The 18,414-nt window shown below is 46.3% G+C and carries 17 protein-coding genes and 2 pseudogenes; 7 read left to right on the forward strand and 12 right to left on the reverse strand.

Annotation, left to right across the window (positions count from 1 at the left end; genetic code table 11):
- Nucleotides 1-13 precede the first annotated feature (13 nt).
- From QUB06_RS11275 to QUB06_RS11300, 6 genes are all read right to left on the reverse strand, one after another.
- Nucleotides 14-355, reverse strand: coding sequence for a type II toxin-antitoxin system PemK/MazF family toxin (locus QUB06_RS11275; protein WP_333435355.1), 342 nt, complete (start codon nt 353-355; stop codon nt 14-16).
- Nucleotides 348-623 (reverse strand): hypothetical protein, encoded by a 276-nt coding sequence (locus QUB06_RS11280; protein WP_333211260.1) that lies wholly within the window; start codon nt 621-623, stop codon nt 348-350. Before QUB06_RS11280 ends, QUB06_RS11275 begins: the two co-directional genes overlap by 8 nt.
- A gap of 104 nt (nt 624-727) precedes the next feature.
- The gene (locus tag QUB06_RS11285) at nt 728-1,192 is read right to left on the reverse strand and encodes a type II toxin-antitoxin system VapC family toxin (RefSeq protein WP_333435356.1); all 465 of its coding nucleotides are present in this window, start codon (nt 1,190-1,192) and stop codon (nt 728-730) included.
- Complete coding sequence (locus tag QUB06_RS11290) at nt 1,193-1,456, reverse strand: hypothetical protein (RefSeq protein ID WP_333287582.1); 264 nt, start codon at nt 1,454-1,456, stop codon at nt 1,193-1,195.
- Nucleotides 1,457-1,777: 321 nt separating this feature from the next.
- Nucleotides 1,778-2,887, reverse strand: a complete 1,110-nt coding sequence (locus QUB06_RS11295; protein ID WP_333435357.1) for a hypothetical protein — start codon at nt 2,885-2,887, stop codon at nt 1,778-1,780.
- Between the two features lie 231 nt (nt 2,888-3,118).
- Nucleotides 3,119-3,397: a hypothetical protein gene (locus QUB06_RS11300; RefSeq protein WP_333435358.1), complete on the reverse strand. Its 279-nt coding sequence runs from the start codon at nt 3,395-3,397 to the stop codon at nt 3,119-3,121.
- Nucleotides 3,398-3,893: 496 nt separating this feature from the next.
- Here QUB06_RS11300 and QUB06_RS11305 point away from each other — a divergent pair, with 496 nt between their 5' ends.
- Nucleotides 3,894-4,433: a cyclic nucleotide-binding domain-containing protein gene (locus tag QUB06_RS11305; protein ID WP_333141825.1), complete on the forward strand. Its 540-nt coding sequence runs from the start codon at nt 3,894-3,896 to the stop codon at nt 4,431-4,433.
- A 234-nt stretch (nt 4,434-4,667) separates the two neighbouring features.
- On the opposite strand, the gene QUB06_RS11310 is transcribed toward QUB06_RS11305, so the two are convergent.
- Nucleotides 4,668-5,081, reverse strand: coding sequence for a hypothetical protein (locus QUB06_RS11310; RefSeq protein WP_333435359.1), 414 nt, complete (start codon nt 5,079-5,081; stop codon nt 4,668-4,670).
- A gap of 171 nt (nt 5,082-5,252) precedes the next feature.
- A complete protein-coding gene (locus QUB06_RS11315) occupies nt 5,253-6,113 on the reverse strand; it encodes an FAD-binding domain-containing protein (RefSeq protein WP_333435360.1) in 861 nt (286 codons plus the stop codon).
- Between the two features lie 194 nt (nt 6,114-6,307).
- Here QUB06_RS11315 and ribD point away from each other — a divergent pair, with 194 nt between their 5' ends.
- Nucleotides 6,308-7,483: a bifunctional diaminohydroxyphosphoribosylaminopyrimidine deaminase/5-amino-6-(5-phosphoribosylamino)uracil reductase RibD gene (ribD, locus tag QUB06_RS11320; protein ID WP_333435361.1), complete on the forward strand. Its 1,176-nt coding sequence runs from the start codon at nt 6,308-6,310 to the stop codon at nt 7,481-7,483.
- A 52-nt stretch (nt 7,484-7,535) separates the two neighbouring features.
- A complete protein-coding gene (locus tag QUB06_RS11325) occupies nt 7,536-8,144 on the forward strand; it encodes a hypothetical protein (RefSeq protein ID WP_333435362.1) in 609 nt (202 codons plus the stop codon).
- Between the two features lie 187 nt (nt 8,145-8,331).
- Here the strand turns inward: QUB06_RS11325 and QUB06_RS11330 are convergent, their stop codons facing one another.
- The gene (locus tag QUB06_RS11330; protein WP_333435363.1) at nt 8,332-9,246 is read right to left on the reverse strand and encodes a PPC domain-containing protein; all 915 of its coding nucleotides are present in this window, start codon (nt 9,244-9,246) and stop codon (nt 8,332-8,334) included.
- A 93-nt stretch (nt 9,247-9,339) separates the two neighbouring features.
- Between QUB06_RS11330 and QUB06_RS11335 the strand changes: the two genes are divergently transcribed.
- Nucleotides 9,340-11,043, forward strand: coding sequence for an NAD(P)/FAD-dependent oxidoreductase (locus QUB06_RS11335; protein ID WP_333435364.1), 1,704 nt, complete (start codon nt 9,340-9,342; stop codon nt 11,041-11,043).
- Nucleotides 11,044-11,199: 156 nt separating this feature from the next.
- On the opposite strand, the pseudogene QUB06_RS11340 reads toward QUB06_RS11335, so the two are convergent.
- Nucleotides 11,200-12,132: pseudogene (locus tag QUB06_RS11340) on the reverse strand (RNA-guided endonuclease InsQ/TnpB family protein); the annotation flags it as partial.
- Nucleotides 12,133-12,252: 120 nt separating this feature from the next.
- Nucleotides 12,253-12,513 (reverse strand): annotated as a pseudogene (locus QUB06_RS11345) (RNA-guided endonuclease InsQ/TnpB family protein); the annotation flags it as partial.
- Between the two features lie 623 nt (nt 12,514-13,136).
- Here QUB06_RS11345 and QUB06_RS11350 point away from each other — a divergent pair.
- Nucleotides 13,137-14,846, forward strand: coding sequence for an ABC transporter ATP-binding protein/permease (locus QUB06_RS11350; protein ID WP_333435365.1), 1,710 nt, complete (start codon nt 13,137-13,139; stop codon nt 14,844-14,846).
- A 457-nt stretch (nt 14,847-15,303) separates the two neighbouring features.
- Here QUB06_RS11350 and QUB06_RS11355 read toward each other — a convergent pair whose 3' ends face one another.
- Nucleotides 15,304-15,495 (reverse strand): tyrosine-type recombinase/integrase, encoded by a 192-nt coding sequence (locus tag QUB06_RS11355; RefSeq protein WP_333435366.1) that lies wholly within the window; start codon nt 15,493-15,495, stop codon nt 15,304-15,306.
- A 189-nt stretch (nt 15,496-15,684) separates the two neighbouring features.
- On the opposite strand from QUB06_RS11355, the gene QUB06_RS11360 reads away from it, so the two are divergent.
- Together QUB06_RS11360 and QUB06_RS11365 are read left to right on the forward strand one after the other, a co-directional pair.
- Nucleotides 15,685-16,167: an FxLYD domain-containing protein gene (locus tag QUB06_RS11360; protein ID WP_333435367.1), complete on the forward strand. Its 483-nt coding sequence runs from the start codon at nt 15,685-15,687 to the stop codon at nt 16,165-16,167.
- Between the two features lie 306 nt (nt 16,168-16,473).
- Nucleotides 16,474-18,201, forward strand: a complete 1,728-nt coding sequence (locus tag QUB06_RS11365; RefSeq protein WP_333435368.1) for an ABC transporter ATP-binding protein — start codon at nt 16,474-16,476, stop codon at nt 18,199-18,201.
- Nucleotides 18,202-18,414 lie beyond the last annotated feature (213 nt).

The following is an 18,414-nucleotide window of genomic DNA, read 5'->3' on the forward strand; positions in this document are numbered from 1 at the left end:
GTTGCCTAGTTATTCAATCTAGATCCAAAACAATTGTCAGTGCTTCTGCAATTTCTTCCATAATTGTCTCGGACAGGGTTCCGAGTTGTCGGACAAATCTTTGTTGCGAGACGGAACGGACTTGAAAAGTATCGGCGGCGGAGAGTTTCGCCAAGCCATTTTCTGATGTCGGTTCGAGCTGCACCATCCAATCAAGCGGGGAAAAAAGATCGTTCCATGCTGTAATTGGAACAATTACTTTGAGTCGCAAATTTCCCACTTCATCATCGCTGACAACCACAACTGGTCTAGTTTTGCCGATTTCATCTCCCACCGTTGGATCTAGTCTGACAAGCCAAATTGCGCCCTTACGCATTAGTTTCTACCCCTGCGCTCAGGTATTCTTCCTCTGAATCGAAATAGGGTTCGCTGTCGGGCGACCACAAATCGTGCAGTGGCCCTCCTGGTTCATACAAAGGAACCGCTGCTTCTGCTGCGGCTCTGAGTCTCCGCTTTCTCTCGGCTTTGCGCTGGGCTTTTTCTTCTATTTCTTCGCGCATCATCCGCGAAGCTGTTTCGATGATTTCTAGGCGTTCTTCTGCTGTCAGATTTTTGAGTGCTGCTAAGATTTCTGTTTTGGTCACGGTTTTTTCGGGTGGTTGGTGAGAAAGTACGATCGAGCCGGGAGCATCCCGATACTCGGCTACAAACGAGATTTGTGCGGTTTTTACTGTACGGGCTTGCGACCTTACGGGTAGTTGTTGGGATTTTCAACTATCAAACCCTCACTTGTTGCTGCTGCATTCAGCTCCCCGTCAGCAGATACAAAAGTTATCGCAGGCAAACTGTTAGCTGTGCAAAGGTTATTTATGCCACAGCCTGTTGCTAGCTGCACAGCATCATAGCCTCGCAATCCGTAGGTTTCAGCTAATGCCATTGCAGAGTTAATAATGCTTTCGGTGAATTCTACAACCTGATACTCAGATTGTAGGTCACTCCTGAACTGATTGCACGCTGCTGTAGCATCTGTCGCATTGATACTTCTGCCGCGCGACCTTCTGGTAATTGCAGCAACAATTTCAACACTTGTAATAGCAGCAATCAATATATCGTTGTTAAGTGCAGGATCGCACAAACTCAAAACCCATGCCGAACCTATTTCATTAATGTAGCGTTTGACCAGCGCACTGCTATCTACAAAATAAATTGTCATCTAGCGGCGTTCCTCAATAATTGTCTCAGAAACAGGCTTACCCTGTACCTGAATTAGTCGCCGTTCTGTTTGCTGACTCCCAGAAGAATGCTTGATTTTTTTTACTAAACCAGAAGTTAACAGCGCTTGGTGCAATTTTGTCCGTTGAGCAGTTTGTTCTTTCTGGGCCAGATATATCCCTATAGCGCGCTCTAGTTGCTGTAGTTCTAGCAGTTCCAGAGTGTCAAGCTGATTGAGGATTTTGTTGAAGATTCCCTGCGACATAGGATTCTACTTTTTACGCTTGGCTAGTCTGTCTATTATACAACTATCAGACTTGCACACTGTCACGAATATTCCGGCTTTTTGGCCTTAGATTGATGGCTGAAACGACCTATTATCCTTCATCTATCGGGATTGTGCGTCCAGGACGAGTAAAGAAACCTGGTTTCTACGAAGATTTCAAACCCTACATTACCGCTCTGTGCTTATGGCGCACCCTACATATCGCATAGGCAGATTTTCCATCATCAAAAAGGGTTGACTGTATTCCTACAGCCAACCCCGCACATATTTATTTGTCCTGCGTTTGCTCAAACAGCAACACTACCGGGCAATATTCGGGAACGTATAGCCGACACCGACTAACAATCCCACTTCAGCTCCGTCTACAAAACCAACATTCAGTCCCGCTGTTGCGGTTAAATTTCTCGACAGCGGCACATCTACACCCCCCGAAATCAGGAAGCCCAAAGTACCGTCATCCCCGGTAGAAATTATCACGCCAGCACCTGCATAAGGAGCAGCAGTAATCACAAAATCCTCGGTGACTTCGACGGCATCTTGAGATACAAAATCGAAGGTAACGGGAACTAGAAAAGCTAAGTCGTCCTGGAACAAAACAGTCGGTCTCACCGACAAATTGCTCGTCAAACCGATTTTGCTAATAATGGCAAATGAACCGTCGCCTAAAGCTGAATCTCCGCCAAAACCTAGATTGCCGCCAATGCCGATGTAGCTGGGCCCAGAACGGGTAGCTCGGCCTGGTCGGATTTGAGTTCCTTGAGCCACTTTTTCAGTTGCTTCGGAGACAGTTGCCGGTTTTTCAGCAACTTTCGGTTGGTTTGTCAAAGCTGAAGCGGAAGTGCTGACAGGATTGCTCAACAATTCTTGTGCGGTTTGGACTTCTTTTTCTTCCTTCGTTGCTGTTACTTCCAGATTATTGGTCTGGGCAACAATTGAGGTAGGTCGATCGCTCTTTTTGGCAGTCTCGACTGTTGACTGCACTTGGACAGCATTATCAGCAATTTTAGCGGTTTCTTCCGACTTTTGGGTCTCAGCAGCAATGGATGTATTTTGCGCTGTTTCTGTCTCAGCAATTTCAGATGTTGCTGCTTCCGATTTTTCTGGTGCAGCAATAGATACTTGCGAGTTGGCGGCCGGTTCAGAGGCTGCTGGCTCTGCCGCTTCTGTTAGTTCGCTCCAACTGATTGAATCAATTTTTTTATTACTAGCCGTTGTTTCTGCGTCGGGTTTAACTGCTGAAGTTGCCGTCGGCTCAGAAATTTGGTCAATATTTTGAGCGGCTATTGTTGCAGTTGTAGCGACATCGGGCAAGTTGCCAGTTTCAGCTTTCGCTGACATGGTACTGCAACAAACAGCTAAAGCTGCAAGATTTATTAACGCAAAAGTAGACTTGGAAAATAGACTATTCATAGAAACTCCTCAATGAAGGGGGTGTTAAAAGTGTAAGTGTTTGAGGGCGAACATCGAGAGCTTTGCTCAAAAAAGACACAAATATGAGTTGTGTTGTTCCTAGATTGCCATTTTACTGTTGAATAGTCAACTCTCAAGCTGATTAGATTCAAGAACGGACGGCGGGTTTAGAGGCTAATTTTAATTTACCGATCGATCGGCAAAAAATCAATCCTAGGGATGATTCCATCCTTAATCATGTTTAATTGATGGGTCGATCGCGCGTCTCGCTTGCATTCTACAATACTGTACTTGGGGGCGCTGCACTCGCAGCCACGCCGGAAAAACCCGGTTTTTGAGGGGGCACCAGCTCGAAACCAAGAGACAGCAAGCTGTCAAAACAGTTTGGGCAACCCCGCCGCCCCAAGCAAGTGCAGTTAATACAACGCGATCGGCTGCTGCACAGTCCCTGACAATTAATGTAGAATAATACCACCGATCAGAGAAATATTTGTGGCTCGATCGTGTCAATATTACTGAATATTGTCAGGAACCTCAGCCCTGACGGCATGAGGCTTGAAAGAGAAATCTAACAAGCCATCCCGACCAGCTTAAGTCTTTACTGACTACATTTTTTGGGTCACGATACCGGAAAATGCGAAGCTAGTTTTCCGCTCTATCGCTTGCAACTAAACAGTCTTAAGGTCACGCTCGACGGTGTTGCTAGCTTAACAAGCTCTTAAAACATTAGCGAAGCTAACTTTACCCCAGAAATGGGAGTTTGAGGCAACCATACCTCATTGGAGGGGCAACCATACCCCTCCACCCCGCGAGGGGATTCAAATTAAATGTAAAGCCGTGCTAAAAGCACGGGGTTTCTACCCATTTTTATGATGAAAATTGTGTAAAATTTAGTCTTCTATTTGTAAAGTTTAGCCTTCGCTTTCGCTCAGGGTCTGACCATCTAACAACTGCACGCTACTAAACAACTAAAAAAATACAAAGTATCTCATCTCAACCTGACTTTATGAGCAAAGTTCTAGTGATATTAGGCGAATTGAGCGATCGCGACATCGATTGGATGCTCGCCAACGGCACCCGCACCCAAGTCCTCCCCGGCACAACCCTGATCACCGAAGGTAAGCCCTTAGACGCCCTGTACATAGTTCTGGAGGGAACTTTGAGCGTTGCTGTATCATCTTTGGGCGACAAAGAAATTGGAAAAATTATTTCCGGGGAAGTGTTAGGCGAAATGTCTTTTGTAGACGGCAGGCTTCCTTCTGCTAGCGTCACGGCAATTGAAGAGTGTCTCATCCTGTCAATTCCCCGCCGGCTGCTAACTGAAAAACTCGAGCAAGACGTGCTTTTTTCCCTGCGGTTTTATCGGGCGATTACCAAATTTCTGTCGTCGAGACTGCGGGGTACAGTCAAACGCTTCGGCGATGATAGTGATGGTTTAATATATGAAGATCCCGACGGCGAGGACGGCATCCCGCAAAATGTCGAAAATCCAGATTTGGCGGCATCGAGATTTCAATGGCTGTTGGAGCGTTTGAAGGGGAGTTGAAGTTGGGAGCATCTCAATGAAAGCAGGCAAGCTAGAAGTTGGAGGCAGGAGGCAGGAGGCAGGAGGCAGGAGGCAGGAGGCAGGAGGAAACAGGCAGAAGGAAGGGGGCAGAAGAACTGTTTTTACAAATATGAGATGCTCGCTTGAAGTTCGGCAACAAGCAGTGTACAGGACTTAATGGATTTAACACCAATTCCCAGTTACCAATTTCTAGTTACCATTTCCCAATTACAATTAGAAAACATATTTTTCAGCGACGCGCCAATAGCGAGAAAAACGCTTCAAATCAATGTAACCATCGTAGCGGACAAATGGTTCGGGTGGCCAAACTTCTACTGGGTGCGATCGCTTAATTTCCCGGCAAATATCCTGAAACCTAGGACTGGGACTTTCGGTAGTTACCACTTGATTAGCGCCGGATTCGATCGCAAAAGCGATAACTTCCGCAGCCACATCGCCCCGCCGAATAACTACCGGCAACTCCAGCAAACATTCGTAAATAAACACCATTCGTTTGAGACTCAACTGCCATTCATCAATCAGCGCATCATCCCAAACCCAGATTGCCGGTGCCTCTGGGTGCGCTTGAAAAGCGGGGCCTTCAGGACTCAAACAGTCGCCGTGCAGCCAAATAATCGAATTGTTCATAAATTGGGAATTGTTGACTGTTGACTGTTGACTGTTGACGGTTGACGGTTGACTGTTGACTGTTGACTGTTGACTGTTGACTGTTGACTGTTGACTGTTGACTGTTAACTGTTAACTGTTGATAACTAATGACTAATGACTAATGACTAATGACTACTGACAACTGACTTTTTAATTTCTGCTACCTTTTTTAGAGCCTTGCCAACTTTTAGAACCGCCGCTACGATCGACCTTTTCTCCATGAGGAAACAACTTCCCTTCCAAATATTCGTAAGTTCCCTCAAAATCGCATTGCCCATACAGAGGACAATCCCGACAATAAACGGCCTTACTGTAACGCTCCAAATTTTCCCGATTAAAAAAATAAGGTTTGTGACTAAAAGTGCTGGCTACCCACTGCCAAGAAAGATTATTGCTCGCCGGATCTCCATCTAGCAAATGTTGCAAAAACCAGCGAGCTCCGGCTTGCCAGCGCACGCGGCGCCAGTGTACGAGATAAGCGGCAGTCCACATCCGCTGGTGATTGTGCAAATAACCAGTTTCTTGCAACTCGCGGCTGAAACTGTCGATGCAAACCAAACCAGTCGTGCCCTCCATGACATCTTGCGGCAGAGTTTCGCTGTAATCTTTAGCAGTGTAACCAGTTTTGTAGGCTTCCCGGTCTTCCCAAATCCCGTTGCCCAATTCGGCGTACAGTCGCTGCCAATAATCCCGCCAACCCAACTCGTTGACAAGTTTTACGGCCTCTTCTTGATGCCGCACCTTCTCCAGCACGGCATCCCGGACTTCCGCAAGACTCAAAACCCCGTAGCGCAAATAGGGCGACAAGCGCGTTACCGCACCGTTGAGGAAATTGCGGGTTGAGCCGTATTTGCTGGGGTCAATTTGTTGCAGGGCTGTCTCGGCTGCTTTCCGCCCGCCTGGGGTTGGGGGTACGCTGCTGTCCCGGCCGGCGGCTTCGGGGAACTGTTCACGCACGTAGGCAATTAATTCGTCGCGGCTGGCAAATTCCCGCTTCATGTCCTGACTCATTGTTTTTTCAAGCACCTGCTATTGTTTCTTAATGTTAAAGCTATGCGATCGGGTTAGAAGCTGCCCGATCGCCATAAATTGCCCTGACAGCCTGGTAACTTACAGTGGGCCCCAGCAGCAATCGATCGTCTGCTAGCAGCCAAAATTAGCATCAAAGTCAGTACACTCAGGGATAGATATAATACCAAAATCTCATGGAAACTTTTCCGGCGGACGCTCAAGCGATCGCCAGCTTAGCTAATCGACAGCAGCCAGGTACAAAACAACTGGAAAACAGCGAAATTCAAGAGTTCGATCGAGCCATGATGCGCCGCTGCATAGAATTGGCTCGCCGTGCTCTGGGCAAAACCGCACCCAACCCCCTTGTCGGTTCTGTAATTGTCCGAGACGGCAAGATTGTCGGCGAAGGGTTTCATCCCGGTGCCGGTCAACCTCACGCCGAAGTTTTTGCGCTCCGGGAAGCGGGGGAACTCGCCGCAGGAGCGACCGTCTACGTGAACCTGGAACCCTGCAATCACTACGGCCGGACTCCCCCCTGTTCCGAAGCTTTAGTTAAGGCCAAGGTGGCAAAAGTAGTGGCTGGCATGGTCGATCCGAATCCTTTGGTAGCTGGAACTGGACTGGCCCGGTTGCGAGAGGCGGGCATTGAAGTGGTGGCGGGAGTGGAAGGGGAGGCTTGCCAAAAACTCAACGAGGCTTTTGTGCACCGGATTTTGTACCGCCGGCCTTTTGGAATTTTGAAATATGCAATGACTTTGGACGGTAAAATTGCTACCAGTAGCGGCCACAGCGCTTGGGTGACAGGCGAGGAGGCTCGCAGCGAGGTACACCGGGTGCGCGTCGGCTGCGATGCTGTGATTGTTGGGGGAAATACGGTGCGTCTGGACAATCCCCTACTGACGAGTCACCAGCCTGATAGGAATAATCCCCTGCGGGTGGTGATGAGCCGCACTCTGGATTTGCCAAAGTCGGCTTGGTTGTGGGAAACCTCTGTGGCGGCTACTTTGGTGCTGACTGAGCCTGGGGTTAACCCGGAATTTCAGGAATTTTTGATCGCCAAAGGGGTGGAAGTTGTGGAGCTCTCGCCTCTGACACCGACTAATGTTATGGCTTATTTGTACGATCGATCTTTTCTTTCTGTACTCTGGGAGTGCGGCGGCACTTTGGCCGCGAGGGCAATTGCTGAGGGTGCAGTTCAAAAAATTATGGCTTTTATTGCTCCTAAAATTGTCGGTGGCCAAGGAGCTCCAACTCCAGTGGGAGATTTGGGCTTTTCGGCAATGACTGAGGCTTTGACTTTAGAGCGGGTTTCTTGGCGCGCGGTGGGTGCAGATTGTGTGGTAGAAGGCTATTTAAAAATTAAAGATTGAAAGTTAAAAGCGAGTCTTTTGAGTTTTTGATTTTTAACTTTTAACTCCTTTTATGGTGGAAATTCTGATTTGGAGTTTGATGATTGGCAGTCTCGGCTTGGAGGCTGCGCTTGTGGGTCTTTTGGTGAACCACGAGCAATTGGATGCGGGGCAAAAATGCGATGAGGAGGAGGAAGTTTTGACTCGGTACGAATCTCAAGAGGATAATTTTAATGCGCCTGAAAATGCGCGCTCCAATGGCACTCCCCCATCTGATCCCAATTCTGTTGATTTGACGGTTTGGGAGTACAAGATTGTGCGGGCTAGCAACGATTTGTTCCGCAATCCTGCGATTTTTCACAAGCTATGCCGGGAAGAGGCGGAAGTTGGCTGGATTTTGCTCGAAAAGCTAGACGACAGGCGGGTGCGGTTCAAACGTCCGATCGCGCTGCGGGATGCGCCGATGCCTAATTTACCAATGTTTGACCCTTACCGCACTCATTACGGCCCGATCTCGAATGCGATGACTTGGGCTATGGCGATCGTGTTTCTGAGTGCGATCGTCCTTCCTGCTGTTTTGGGCTATGCTTTGGTGTCTACCACTCTCACCAGAAGTCGCTCTAATTGGCCTCCGGCACCTGTTCAATCTTTGCCCTCTCCCAGCGGGCCAGCCACTAAATAAGTGAAACCTGGGCAACTTGTCGATCGCCCTTTTTGCAACCTGTTTTATAGCAAGTCTAAATCATTTGTGAACCCGATGTTTTTTTACGAACCGCGAAGGCGCAAAGACCGCGAAGGAAGAGAGGAGAAGTGAGGAGAAGTCTGGTTTTTTTTGAGTGATTTAGGCTTGCTATATACGTTATTTTGATTTAGATTTCGGGCGGTATTACTGAGGGAGCGGATAGCAATCTCAAGTCATAATTGGTATCGCCTTGAAATTGAGAAACGCGGACGAAATAAGTCCCCGCAGGCAAAGCCCCATTGCTGACAATTGTTTCTGATGCCGTGCCTAAATTGTTAGACGAAGCAATAAAATCCTCTAATCCAACTGCGCCGTTGCCGTTGAGATCCTGAATTAATTCTATATCAACATCTGCACTCAAACCGTCAACAGTTACACTGAAAAGGCTGGGAGTATTGAGGATAAAACTGTAAATGTCGGCTGGTTCAGCATTTCCCACAAAATCGCTTGCAGTTTGAATTTCTCCGAGAATACCCAGGCTTTTTGCTGCGTTCAAATTGTCGGCGGGATCGGGGAGAGTGCTCAATAGTCCTTCTTGTTGACCGAATTGAATGTAATGGTCGATCGCACTTTTAACTGCGCCGCTTTGGACTGCTGCAGCTACCAGCGGATATTTTTCTAGATAAAAGCTGGGATCGAAGAAAACGCTGGGTTTGCGGTTTTCTAATTGACCGGCTTTCAAGTAGTGTTCAAATGGGGTAAATTGATTTGTTTGGACTGCTATCTGAACGTCTGGGTTGCTTCCTAGATAGAAACCAATATCAAAGAAAGGGTTGGGGTTGCGTCGTTCAAATTGACCGAATCTAATAAAGTGATCCGCTCCTGAAAAGCCGTTGAGTTTGGCTGATACCGCTACATCTGTATTGGTGTCTAAATAATAGCTGGCGTCGAACAGGGCATTCGGGTCGCGATTTTCAAATTTGCCAATTTTTCGGTAGTGATCGAAGGGACTCGATACCGTGCCTCTGGCAACTGCTACGGCGACATCTGGGTTGTTTTCGAGATAAAATTTCCTGTCGAACAGCGTTCTGAGGGTTAGCATTATTAAAAAAATCTCTCTGGGCTTTAGTCTGGAAAGTGCACGATCGAGAATCCAGTTTACATCAAAGTTTTGTTTTGTGAGGATGTCTTAATTATGGCTAAGTCTGCACTGATGGCTATGCTGCGCCGCGCTGCGAGTATTGCCCAGAAATCAAGGGAAACGGGCATTCCGGCTGATGAACTGCTGGGGATGCTGAGCGATCGCATTCCTAATTCTGCCATATCTCGTCGCCAGTTGCTGCACGGGGGTTTAGCGGCTGCGGGGGCTGCCGCTGCTGCGACTTTTACCAGGGATGGAGGGGGAGCTTTTGCTCAACAGGGTGGACGATCGCCGATTTTGGTTGTGGGTGCAGGGATTGCGGGTTTGACGGCGGCTTATCGCTTGCGCCAAGCGGGTGTACGCGCCGATATAATCGAGGCAACTAACCGCGTGGGGGGGCGGATACGCACGGTTCCCAAGGTGGCTGGAACGCTAATTCCGGCGGATTTGGGAGGAGAATTTATTGACACCGGTCATACTAATTTAATCTCGCTGGCGACGGAATTGGGTTTGCGGGCGATCGACTTAGCCCAGGTGCAGAGTGGATTTGTGAAGGATACTTTTTTCTTTCAAGGGCGACGACTTCCTCTTGAGCAAATAATCGCGGATTTTGCGCCGCTAGCCAATAAAATTAATGAAGATTTGGGCGCTATCGGAGATAACATTAGCTATCAAGATTTTACGGAAGCAGCGGAAAGATTGGACAATCTTTCGATCGCTGAATATCTAGACCAAGCTGATACTAGCACGCTACTACGACAATTGTTGCGGGTTGCTTATACGGTATTCTACGGTCGAGATCCCGAAGAACAGTCGGCGTTAAATCTACTGTTTTTAATCGGTTCTGAAGCTGGCAGTTTTGAATTGTACGGCAACAGCGACGAGCGTTATCAAATTGACGGCGGCAACAGTCAAATTATCAACCGTTTGGCGGGTCAATTGTCTGGTTCGATCGAGGCGGGGACGGTTTTGGAAGCGATTACTCTTTTGCCGGATGGCCGCTATCGGGTAAATTTGCGATCGGGACTAAGCGCGTTCGAGCGTACTTACGAGCGAGTTTTGTTAACTTTACCGTTCAGCACTCTGCGAGACGTTAAAATTAACGTACCTTTGCCCCAACCAAAGCGCAGGGCGATCGAGCAGTTGGGTTACGGTACTAATTCTAAGTTAGTTACTGGCTACCGCAGCCGGATTTGGCGGGAACTTTATCGATCGACTGCTTCTGTTTATAGCGATTTAGAATTCCAGAGTACCTGGGAAGCTACACCTTTCGCTCCTACTCCTAACGGTTTAGTTACTAATTTTACAGGAGGAAAGCAGGGTTTGTCGATCGGTGCCGGAACTCCAGAAGACCAAGCACAAAGATTTTTGAACCAATTTGAAAGAGTTTTTCCCGGAGTGAGAAATTTGCGATCGGGCAAAGCGGTGCGTGCTTATTGGCCGGGAGAACGCTTTTCTAAAGGTTCTTATTCCTGCTATTTAGTCGGACAGTGGACGCAAATGTACGGCGTTGAAGGCGAACGAGTTGGCAATTTATATTTTGCCGGCGAACACACTTCGCTGGAAAATCAAGGTTACATGGAAGGCGCTTGCGAAACGGGACAAAGGGCGGCTGTTGAAATTTTGCAAGACTTGGGTTTGATACCTTCTGCTGATGCTTTGAATGCTCGAACTGCGAGCAGTTTGAACAGTCGCCGTCCCAGCCGGAAAATTCCCGGAGCGCGGAATCTTGGCAATAGAAAGCCGAGTATTAGATAATCTCGTAAGCTGCGTATTTAATGCTTGTTTGCCGTTGCTCCTAGCCCGTGCATCTAATTCTTGTGGGGTGGGCTTCTAGCCCGCCCAAAAATACAATTTAGATGCCCAACAGCTTAAAGCCATTTTACTGATTGTGAACTACCAGACGCTGACCACTTAAGTGGTACAGCGCTGGCTTCCTGATTCAACGGGAATGGCGTCCAGCAAAACCGAAGTTTTGCCAGGTCGGCTTACATCCCCTCCACAGGCAGAAGCGCTAGTTCCTAACGCCAAAATCCGCAAGGCTTCATTTCTAATATTGATTGCTGCATTTACATCACGGTCATGGTGAGTACCACAACGCTGACAACTCCATGCTCTAACATCAAGAGTGAGATTATCAACTCGATTTAGGCATACATGACAAGTCTTAGAACTAGGAAACCATCGATCAATCTCGACATATTGTTTTCCTTCACTCTCGGACTTGTACTTAAGCATCGTGCAGAACATACCCCAGCCAACATCACTAATGGATGAAGCTAAATTATGATTCTTTACCATGCCTTTGATGTTAAGATTTTCTATTGCAATAACTTGGTTTTCGTTAACTATCTTGCGGGATAGCTTCTGTAGAAAATCTTCACGGCATCTAGCAATTTTGGAGTGAACTTTTGCCACTACCAGTCTTGCCTTTTTTCGGTTTTGACTACCTTTCTTTTTGCGATAAAGCTTTTGCTGTTTACGTTTTAGGTTGCGTTGACGCTTGATAAAATGTTTGGGATTGCCAAACTTAGAACCATCACTGGTGATCGCAAAATGAGTTAACCCTACATCAATGCCAATAGCTTTATCTGCTGGGACTAACTCAGGCTTTTCTTTCCCATCGTCAATCAAAACAGAAATAAAATGTTTGCCGTCCGGGTTGCGAGATACGGTAAGGGTCTTGATGTCGCCCTCAAAATCACGATGTCGCCGACAGAAAACTAAACCAATCTTAGGTAGGTTGATATAGTCACCGTCGAATTTGGCATTTTGAGGGTAGCCGATCGACTGCCTGCCATGCTTGGCTTTGAATTTGGGCAGCATCGCCCTCTTGTCAAAGAAGTTTTGGCTCTCCTGAGTTTGTGGTGATAAACAAACCGCATATCCTTACTCCAAGGGCATCACAGAATCGCGAAAAGTTGTGTCTTATACCGTATCCACCATAAACCCAGGAGAGCCGAAGTTTTTGTAGGCAGTAGATAAATTCAACGCCACCACCTGCAAGCATTGAGAATAAGGTTCTTTTAACCATTCGTATTCTTTTTTGAGTGCAGGGAGCAAGCCTTGTATGTATGCCCTAGATAGTCCTTTGCCAGTATTCTTGTAAGTTTCTTGACATAGATTCAAAGCATAGTTCCAGAACCATCTCGCACAGCCAAAAGACTTTGCAAGCAAGACATCTTGCTCATCTGTGGGATAAATTCTGTACTTGTAAGCTTTATACATTTATCAAGGTTGCAGAATACCGATAAAATCATCATAGCGCACAAAAAGGATATTGATTCGCTGTCGCTCAATTTATTTTTACCGCGAGTTTTCATCCCGACGCTCACCTTCGGTAGAGCGCGGGACTTCCCATTCGCATTAGTTAAATCGGAACTTACCCCCTGCGGGGGTAGTTCTGGAGGCTGTATTCTTTGTCCCGTCTCGGTTTTAGCGACTTGACTGCAGACAAACCGTAGTCATGTATTTAAGATTTTCTCAATATTTAGGGCGAGAGTATTGTTCTCTGATGAATTTAAGCAAAAACCCTGCCACATAAGGGTTGTAAGAGATTGTAGTCATGTAAAAGACTTGGAGGCTCCGGGCAAGTCTCACCTCGCAATGGTTTCAGACGGAACTTACCCCGTGTGCCGGGTAAGTTCCGTTAAGTCAGTAAAATTACTGATGTTTAAGATGTGTCATCTATCTTAAGATAGAAATCCTGAAGTTATCCGAGCATCATTAGGGAAGTACCACGGGAGCATCACCCATACCAGGTGTCGCTGATGGACAAGAACGATGAGAATTGCTCCATCCGCTACCGGTAGTTTCCACCAAAGCACAATTTTTCCTACCCATAAGAAAAGATGAATCAATTGAAGCAGTCCGTAAAGCAGTTTTGGTCGATCGCAAACCCCTACTTCTTTTCCAGAGAAAAATGGGGAGCTAGGGGGTTGTTCGCCCTCGTAATGTTATTAATGCTAGGTTTCAATGGTGTAAGCATAGTCCTGAGCTATATTATGCGGGACTTGATGAATGCAGTCACGGGAAAGAATGTTTCAGACTTCTATAAGATGTGGCTGATGCTATTGGGTGTGTTTGCCATATTCACGCCCATTATGGTTTCCTTCTTCTATTCGCAAAATGTACTGCAACTCTACTGGCGAAAGTGGCTAACGAATCACTTACTGAAGAAATATTTTAGCAATCAAGGTTTCTACAAAATTAAGTTCAATGATAAGGTTGATAATCCCGATCAGCGTTTAGCTGAAGACGTTAATTTGTTTGTTAAGCAAAATATTGATATTTGGGGATTATTATTCAACCAAGTTGTCACAATAATTTCTTTTCTCGGCGTTCTCTTTACAATTGACAAGACCCTGACTTTAGTTGTATTTATACTGGCTGCTTTTAGAACTGTTTTCACTATCTTTATAGGTAAGAGGTTAAGTAGATTAAAGTTCAATCAGTTACAACGAGAAGCAAATTTTCGCTATAGTTTGGTTCATCTTCGAGACAACAGTGAATCCATTGCATTTTACCGAGGTGAAGAGCGTGAATTTAGTGCAGTATCACAGCGATTTAATGAAGCTTTGAATAATTTCACTAACCTGATTGTCTTGCAGCGTAACCTTGGTTTCTTTACCCAAGGAACCGGGATGATATTTACAAATTTACCTATAGTTTTTTTAGCTCCTCGATACTTTGCGGGTCAGATAGATTTTGGGCAGGTAACGCAAGCTTCTGGAGCGTTTGTGTCTATTTTAAGTGCCCTGGGCTTTATTGCCGAGAATTTTGATATGCTAACTAACTTTACCACTCAGATTAATCGTTTAGGAACATTTGATCGGGTTCTGTCCGAGCAAATGGCAGCACCTCAAGCAGGCATGGCAACGATTGATGTTGTGGAACAGCACTATCTAGCCCTCCAACGGGTTACCTTAGAGACGCCTAACTATGAGCGAATCTTAGTTAGAGATTTATCTTTCAAGGTGGGGCAGGGTGAAAGCGTCTTGATTGTTGGACCTTCTGGCGCTGGCAAGAGTTCGTTAATGCGAGCGATCGCAGGATTGTGGAATGCGGGTACGGGTTGCATTGTCCGTCCTAAACCGGAGGAAACGCTGTTTTTGCCCCAACGGCCTTATATGCTGCTAGGGGACTTACGCAGCCAATTGCTATATCCCAACACCAGCGGTCAAGTTACTGATGAACAACTGCACGAAGTGCTCGAACAAGTCAATCTTTCCCATTTGCCAGAACGGGTAGGTGGATTTGATGTGGAATTGGAATGGGCTGATGTTTTGTCACTAGGAGAACAACAACGGTTAGCATTTGCACGCCTACTGCTGACTAAACCTCGCTACGCTATTTTGGATGAATCAACGAGTGCATTGGATGTGGCTAACGAGAGACGGCTCTATCAGTTGATCCAAGAAACAGGAACTGCCTTTATCAGTGTCGGTCACCGGCCGACTTTGGTACAGTATCACGAGCAGGTATTAAGGCTAGTTGGTAATACCAATTGGCATCTGATATCGGCTAAAGATTACAGCCCCGATCTCGCCGAGTTTACTTGAAAAATGCAATTGCCGAACTGCAAGTAATCGTCTTTACCGTATCCGCCTCAAAATTCCAGGCGTGCGATCGGGTAGAACAGAGTAACTTTTGACCGTACCCGTCCATCACTTCCCTTTTAGGAGTTTTTCAATAGCGTGTTGCCATAGCATTGACATCACTTGAAAGCAGTTGATGAAGACTCCAACGCAGTATAGCAATCCTAAATCATTCAGATAAATTTGTAGGGGTAGTGCCCCCGTGCCTACCCCCTATCTATCGGGGCAACCGGGCGTGGGATTGCCCCTACAATAATTACGCAAATCATTTAGGATTGCTATATACTGATAGCGATCGCCCTGTTTGAAAAGATGTAGTGGAGAAAGCAGTTATAGTTCTGCTGCCCTAGTCCTACACCAGCAGATGCAACCCGCTACTATCAGCAGGGTTCGCGTGAAGATAGCGACCCGTCGTCTCAATTTAGCTGTGTCCCAATGTTGCTTGCACCAAGTTGATGGGCACACCCCTATTCAATGCCTGACTGGCGGGAGAATGCCTTAGCCAGTGCGGCGACACTTTCCCCTCAACCTCGACCCGCTTGCCGGCAGTCGCTACAATTTTGAGAACGTGGGATGAGGTCAAGTGCTCTCCTTTCCTGCTCAAGAACACCACAATCAGTTCTAACGTTTTTGTCCTGGGTTATCTTGAGTAACGACCATGACTTTACTTTACTTTATAAAGTTTGATGTCTTATCATAGCCCAATGCAGCGTGAGTGCGACGCCCCCTAAATATAGATATGCTCGCCTAAATTTTAGCTGAATTATATTGTAGAATTTATTTCAGAAAAAGCCGAAAAAACATGATTTATTTACATTTAACAGTAGCTTTATCGATTTTGCTAATATCGCCGCTCTCCGCTCGCCCTTTGCTTACAGACTTTACAAATACAAGGGCTCAAACTTTACCAGTTGACGAGCCATTTTGCTACATGAAAACCCCCGACGGCAAAACAGTAGACTTGGGCAAGTTATGCGAGAAACAGCCAGCGTTAGGAAATTCCCAAACTTGCATTCCCGGTTCCAACATCGCTGCCAAAGTGTCTATTGCGACGACTAATTATGACGGCAACTTTTTTAGCGGTCAAGTCCTTAATCAAGGCTGCAAAACAATCAAGAATGTCAAAGTCAATTATGAAGTTTTGGACGAGTCAGGCAATTTAATTGACAACGGATTTATCTACGCTGAACCAGTTACTCTTGCGCCCGGACAGTCAGCCGCCTTTCGGGGCGAAGTTGTCGCGGGGGCTAAGGTACTAGCGACTCATGCCGACGGTCAGGAATGATTTTAGATTTTAGATTTTAGATTTTAGATTGAAGAATTGGACAGTTAACCCACGGATGAATCCGGGGGCTTTGTATCCCGGATGCTTTCGGTGAAGAATGATTGTTGAGATTTGCCCGATCGCTGTTATCATATTCTGGCTCAGATATCTCTATGACTTACGCAGAGATCCCCCTAAATCCCCCTTCAAAAGGGGGACTTTGAATAATAATCTTGTCCCCCCCTTACTAAGGGGGGTTAGGGGAGCTCGAAGTTTGAATATTCTTGCAGAGATCCCCAAAAACAGAATTTGCGAGGGCAAAATATCTTGAAAACTCGATCGACATACTGGCAAATCTTACCCTACCTCCGTCCCCAAAAACAAACCATCGGTAAAGCATTAGCTTGTACCGTAGTATTTACCGTATTTTGGCCGATTATAGCGTGGCTGGTTGGCGAAACAGCCAAATTTATAGGTAAAGGAGATTTACAAGGGTTCGCTCAAATTGCCGCACTCAGCGCCATTATATTTCTACTTCGCGGTACAGCCCAGTACGGTCAAGATACGCTGATGGCAAAAGCTGCTTTGACTATTGCTTTAGAAATCCGCAAAAAAGTCTACTCCCACCTACAAAAACTAAATCTCGGCTACTTTGAAACTGCCAAAACCGGAGATTTATCCTACCGCCTCACCGAAGATATTGACCGCATTGGCGAAGTCGTAAATAAATTTTTTCATCAGTTTATCCCTTGTGTTTTGCAGCTAATTGCCGTCCTGGGATATATGATTTATCTCAACTGGCAATTAACCTTGGGTGCATTAATTATTGCACCGCTGATGGCTATTTTAATTGGTTGGTTTGGCGAGAAACTGCTAAGTTACTCGCGCCAAAGTCAAAATCGCATCTCTGATTTATCCGCTTTGCTGACAGAAGTATTCAGCGGCATTCGGTTAATCAAAGCATTTGTGGCTGAAGACTACGAAATTGCCCGCTTTGCAGAAGAAGCAGAACAAAACCGCCGCGCTAAGTATCTGTCAGAAAGAGTAAAAGCACTTCAGTTCGTTGTAGTTGGCTTTTTGGAAGCGATGAGCGTGATTTTGCTCTTTTTCCTGGGAGGTTGGCAAATTTCTCAAGGAAATCTCACAGGTACTCAATTTATCAGTTATATCGCAGGGGTGGCACTTTTAATTGACCCCATTGCTATTACAACTGCTAATTACGGGGATTTTAAGCAGGGAGAAGCTTCTAGCGATCGCATTTTTGAACTATTAGCAATAGAACCAACAGTAGTCGAAAAACCTGGTGCAATTGAACTTCCCCATGTTACCGGAAAAGTCGAATACCGCAATATTAATTTTGCCTATAACTCAGAGACACCCATTCTGCAAAACATGAGTTTGTTGGTGCTTCCCGGAGAAATGATTGCTCTCGTGGGTGCATCCGGTGCGGGTAAAACTACTTTAGTAAACTTGTTACCCAGATTCTACGATCCGCAAGCGGGACAGATTTTAATTGACGGTATTGATATTCAAGATGTCACCTTAAATACTCTGCGGAAGCAAATCGGAATTGTACCGCAAGAAACGATTTTATTTTCGGGTACGATTGCTCAAAACATCGCTTTCGGTCAATCTTATTATGAACTGAAAGATGTGCAACAAGCTGCGGAGATTGCTAACGCTCATCAATTTATTAGTGAGTTTCCCGACGGTTATCAAACTTGGGTAGGAGAAAGGGGTGTAAATTTATCTGGGGGACAGAAACAAAGAATTGCGATCGCGCGTGCAGTTTTGCTCGATCCCAGAATATTGATTTTGGATGAAGCGACATCGGCGCTGGATTCGGAATCCGAAGGTTTAGTGCAGGAGGCGCTGGAAAGATTGATGCGCGATCGCACGGTGTTTATTATCGCTCACCGCTTGGCGACTGTGCGGAGAGCCGATCGTATTTTAGTTTTGGAAAAAGGCAGAATTGTGGAATCGGGGACGCACGAGGAGTTGCTGGAAAAGGGAGCTCGCTATGCTGGCTATTACGCTCAACAGTTTAGTCAGTAGGCTACGTTAGAAACCGGGTTCTTGGCTGTTTCTGTTGGCCTCAACGAAGTATTTTGGAAAAAACCCGGTTGTCTGACCACCCGTGCGTCCAGGACTATTCTTTTCGGAGTGCGATGGCACCCCCAACTAGGCTAAATAGGGCTTGCTGAAAAAGCCTCAAACCCTTACATCAAAAGACTTTGGCTCCTGACGGCGCTGAGCGTGTGTAAGATT

Source organism: Microcoleus sp. D2_18a_D3, assembly GCF_036702455.1.
GTDB lineage: Bacteria > Cyanobacteriota > Cyanobacteriia > Cyanobacteriales > Microcoleaceae > Microcoleus.

What these genes read in the sequence shown, in the direction of transcription:
- QUB06_RS11305 (WP_333141825.1), top strand. Translation starts at nt 3,894, where the DNA reads ATGAGCAAAGTTCTAGTGATATTAGGCGAATTGAGCGATCGCGACATC.
- QUB06_RS11275 (WP_333435355.1), bottom strand. Translation starts at nt 355, where the DNA reads ATGCGTAAGGGCGCAATTTGGCTTGTCAGACTAGATCCAACGGTGGGA.
- QUB06_RS11290 (WP_333287582.1), bottom strand. Translation starts at nt 1,456, where the DNA reads ATGTCGCAGGGAATCTTCAACAAAATCCTCAATCAGCTTGACACTCTG.
- ribD (WP_333435361.1), top strand. Translation starts at nt 6,308, where the DNA reads ATGGAAACTTTTCCGGCGGACGCTCAAGCGATCGCCAGCTTAGCTAAT.
- QUB06_RS11360 (WP_333435367.1), top strand. Translation starts at nt 15,685, where the DNA reads ATGATTTATTTACATTTAACAGTAGCTTTATCGATTTTGCTAATATCG.
- QUB06_RS11325 (WP_333435362.1), top strand. Translation starts at nt 7,536, where the DNA reads ATGGTGGAAATTCTGATTTGGAGTTTGATGATTGGCAGTCTCGGCTTG.
- QUB06_RS11310 (WP_333435359.1), bottom strand. Translation starts at nt 5,081, where the DNA reads ATGAACAATTCGATTATTTGGCTGCACGGCGACTGTTTGAGTCCTGAA.
- QUB06_RS11295 (WP_333435357.1), bottom strand. Translation starts at nt 2,887, where the DNA reads ATGAATAGTCTATTTTCCAAGTCTACTTTTGCGTTAATAAATCTTGCA.
- QUB06_RS11350 (WP_333435365.1), top strand. Translation starts at nt 13,137, where the DNA reads ATGAATCAATTGAAGCAGTCCGTAAAGCAGTTTTGGTCGATCGCAAAC.
- QUB06_RS11335 (WP_333435364.1), top strand. Translation starts at nt 9,340, where the DNA reads ATGGCTAAGTCTGCACTGATGGCTATGCTGCGCCGCGCTGCGAGTATT.
- QUB06_RS11330 (WP_333435363.1), bottom strand. Translation starts at nt 9,246, where the DNA reads ATGCTAACCCTCAGAACGCTGTTCGACAGGAAATTTTATCTCGAAAAC.
- QUB06_RS11315 (WP_333435360.1), bottom strand. Translation starts at nt 6,113, where the DNA reads ATGAGTCAGGACATGAAGCGGGAATTTGCCAGCCGCGACGAATTAATT.
- QUB06_RS11285 (WP_333435356.1), bottom strand. Translation starts at nt 1,192, where the DNA reads ATGACAATTTATTTTGTAGATAGCAGTGCGCTGGTCAAACGCTACATT.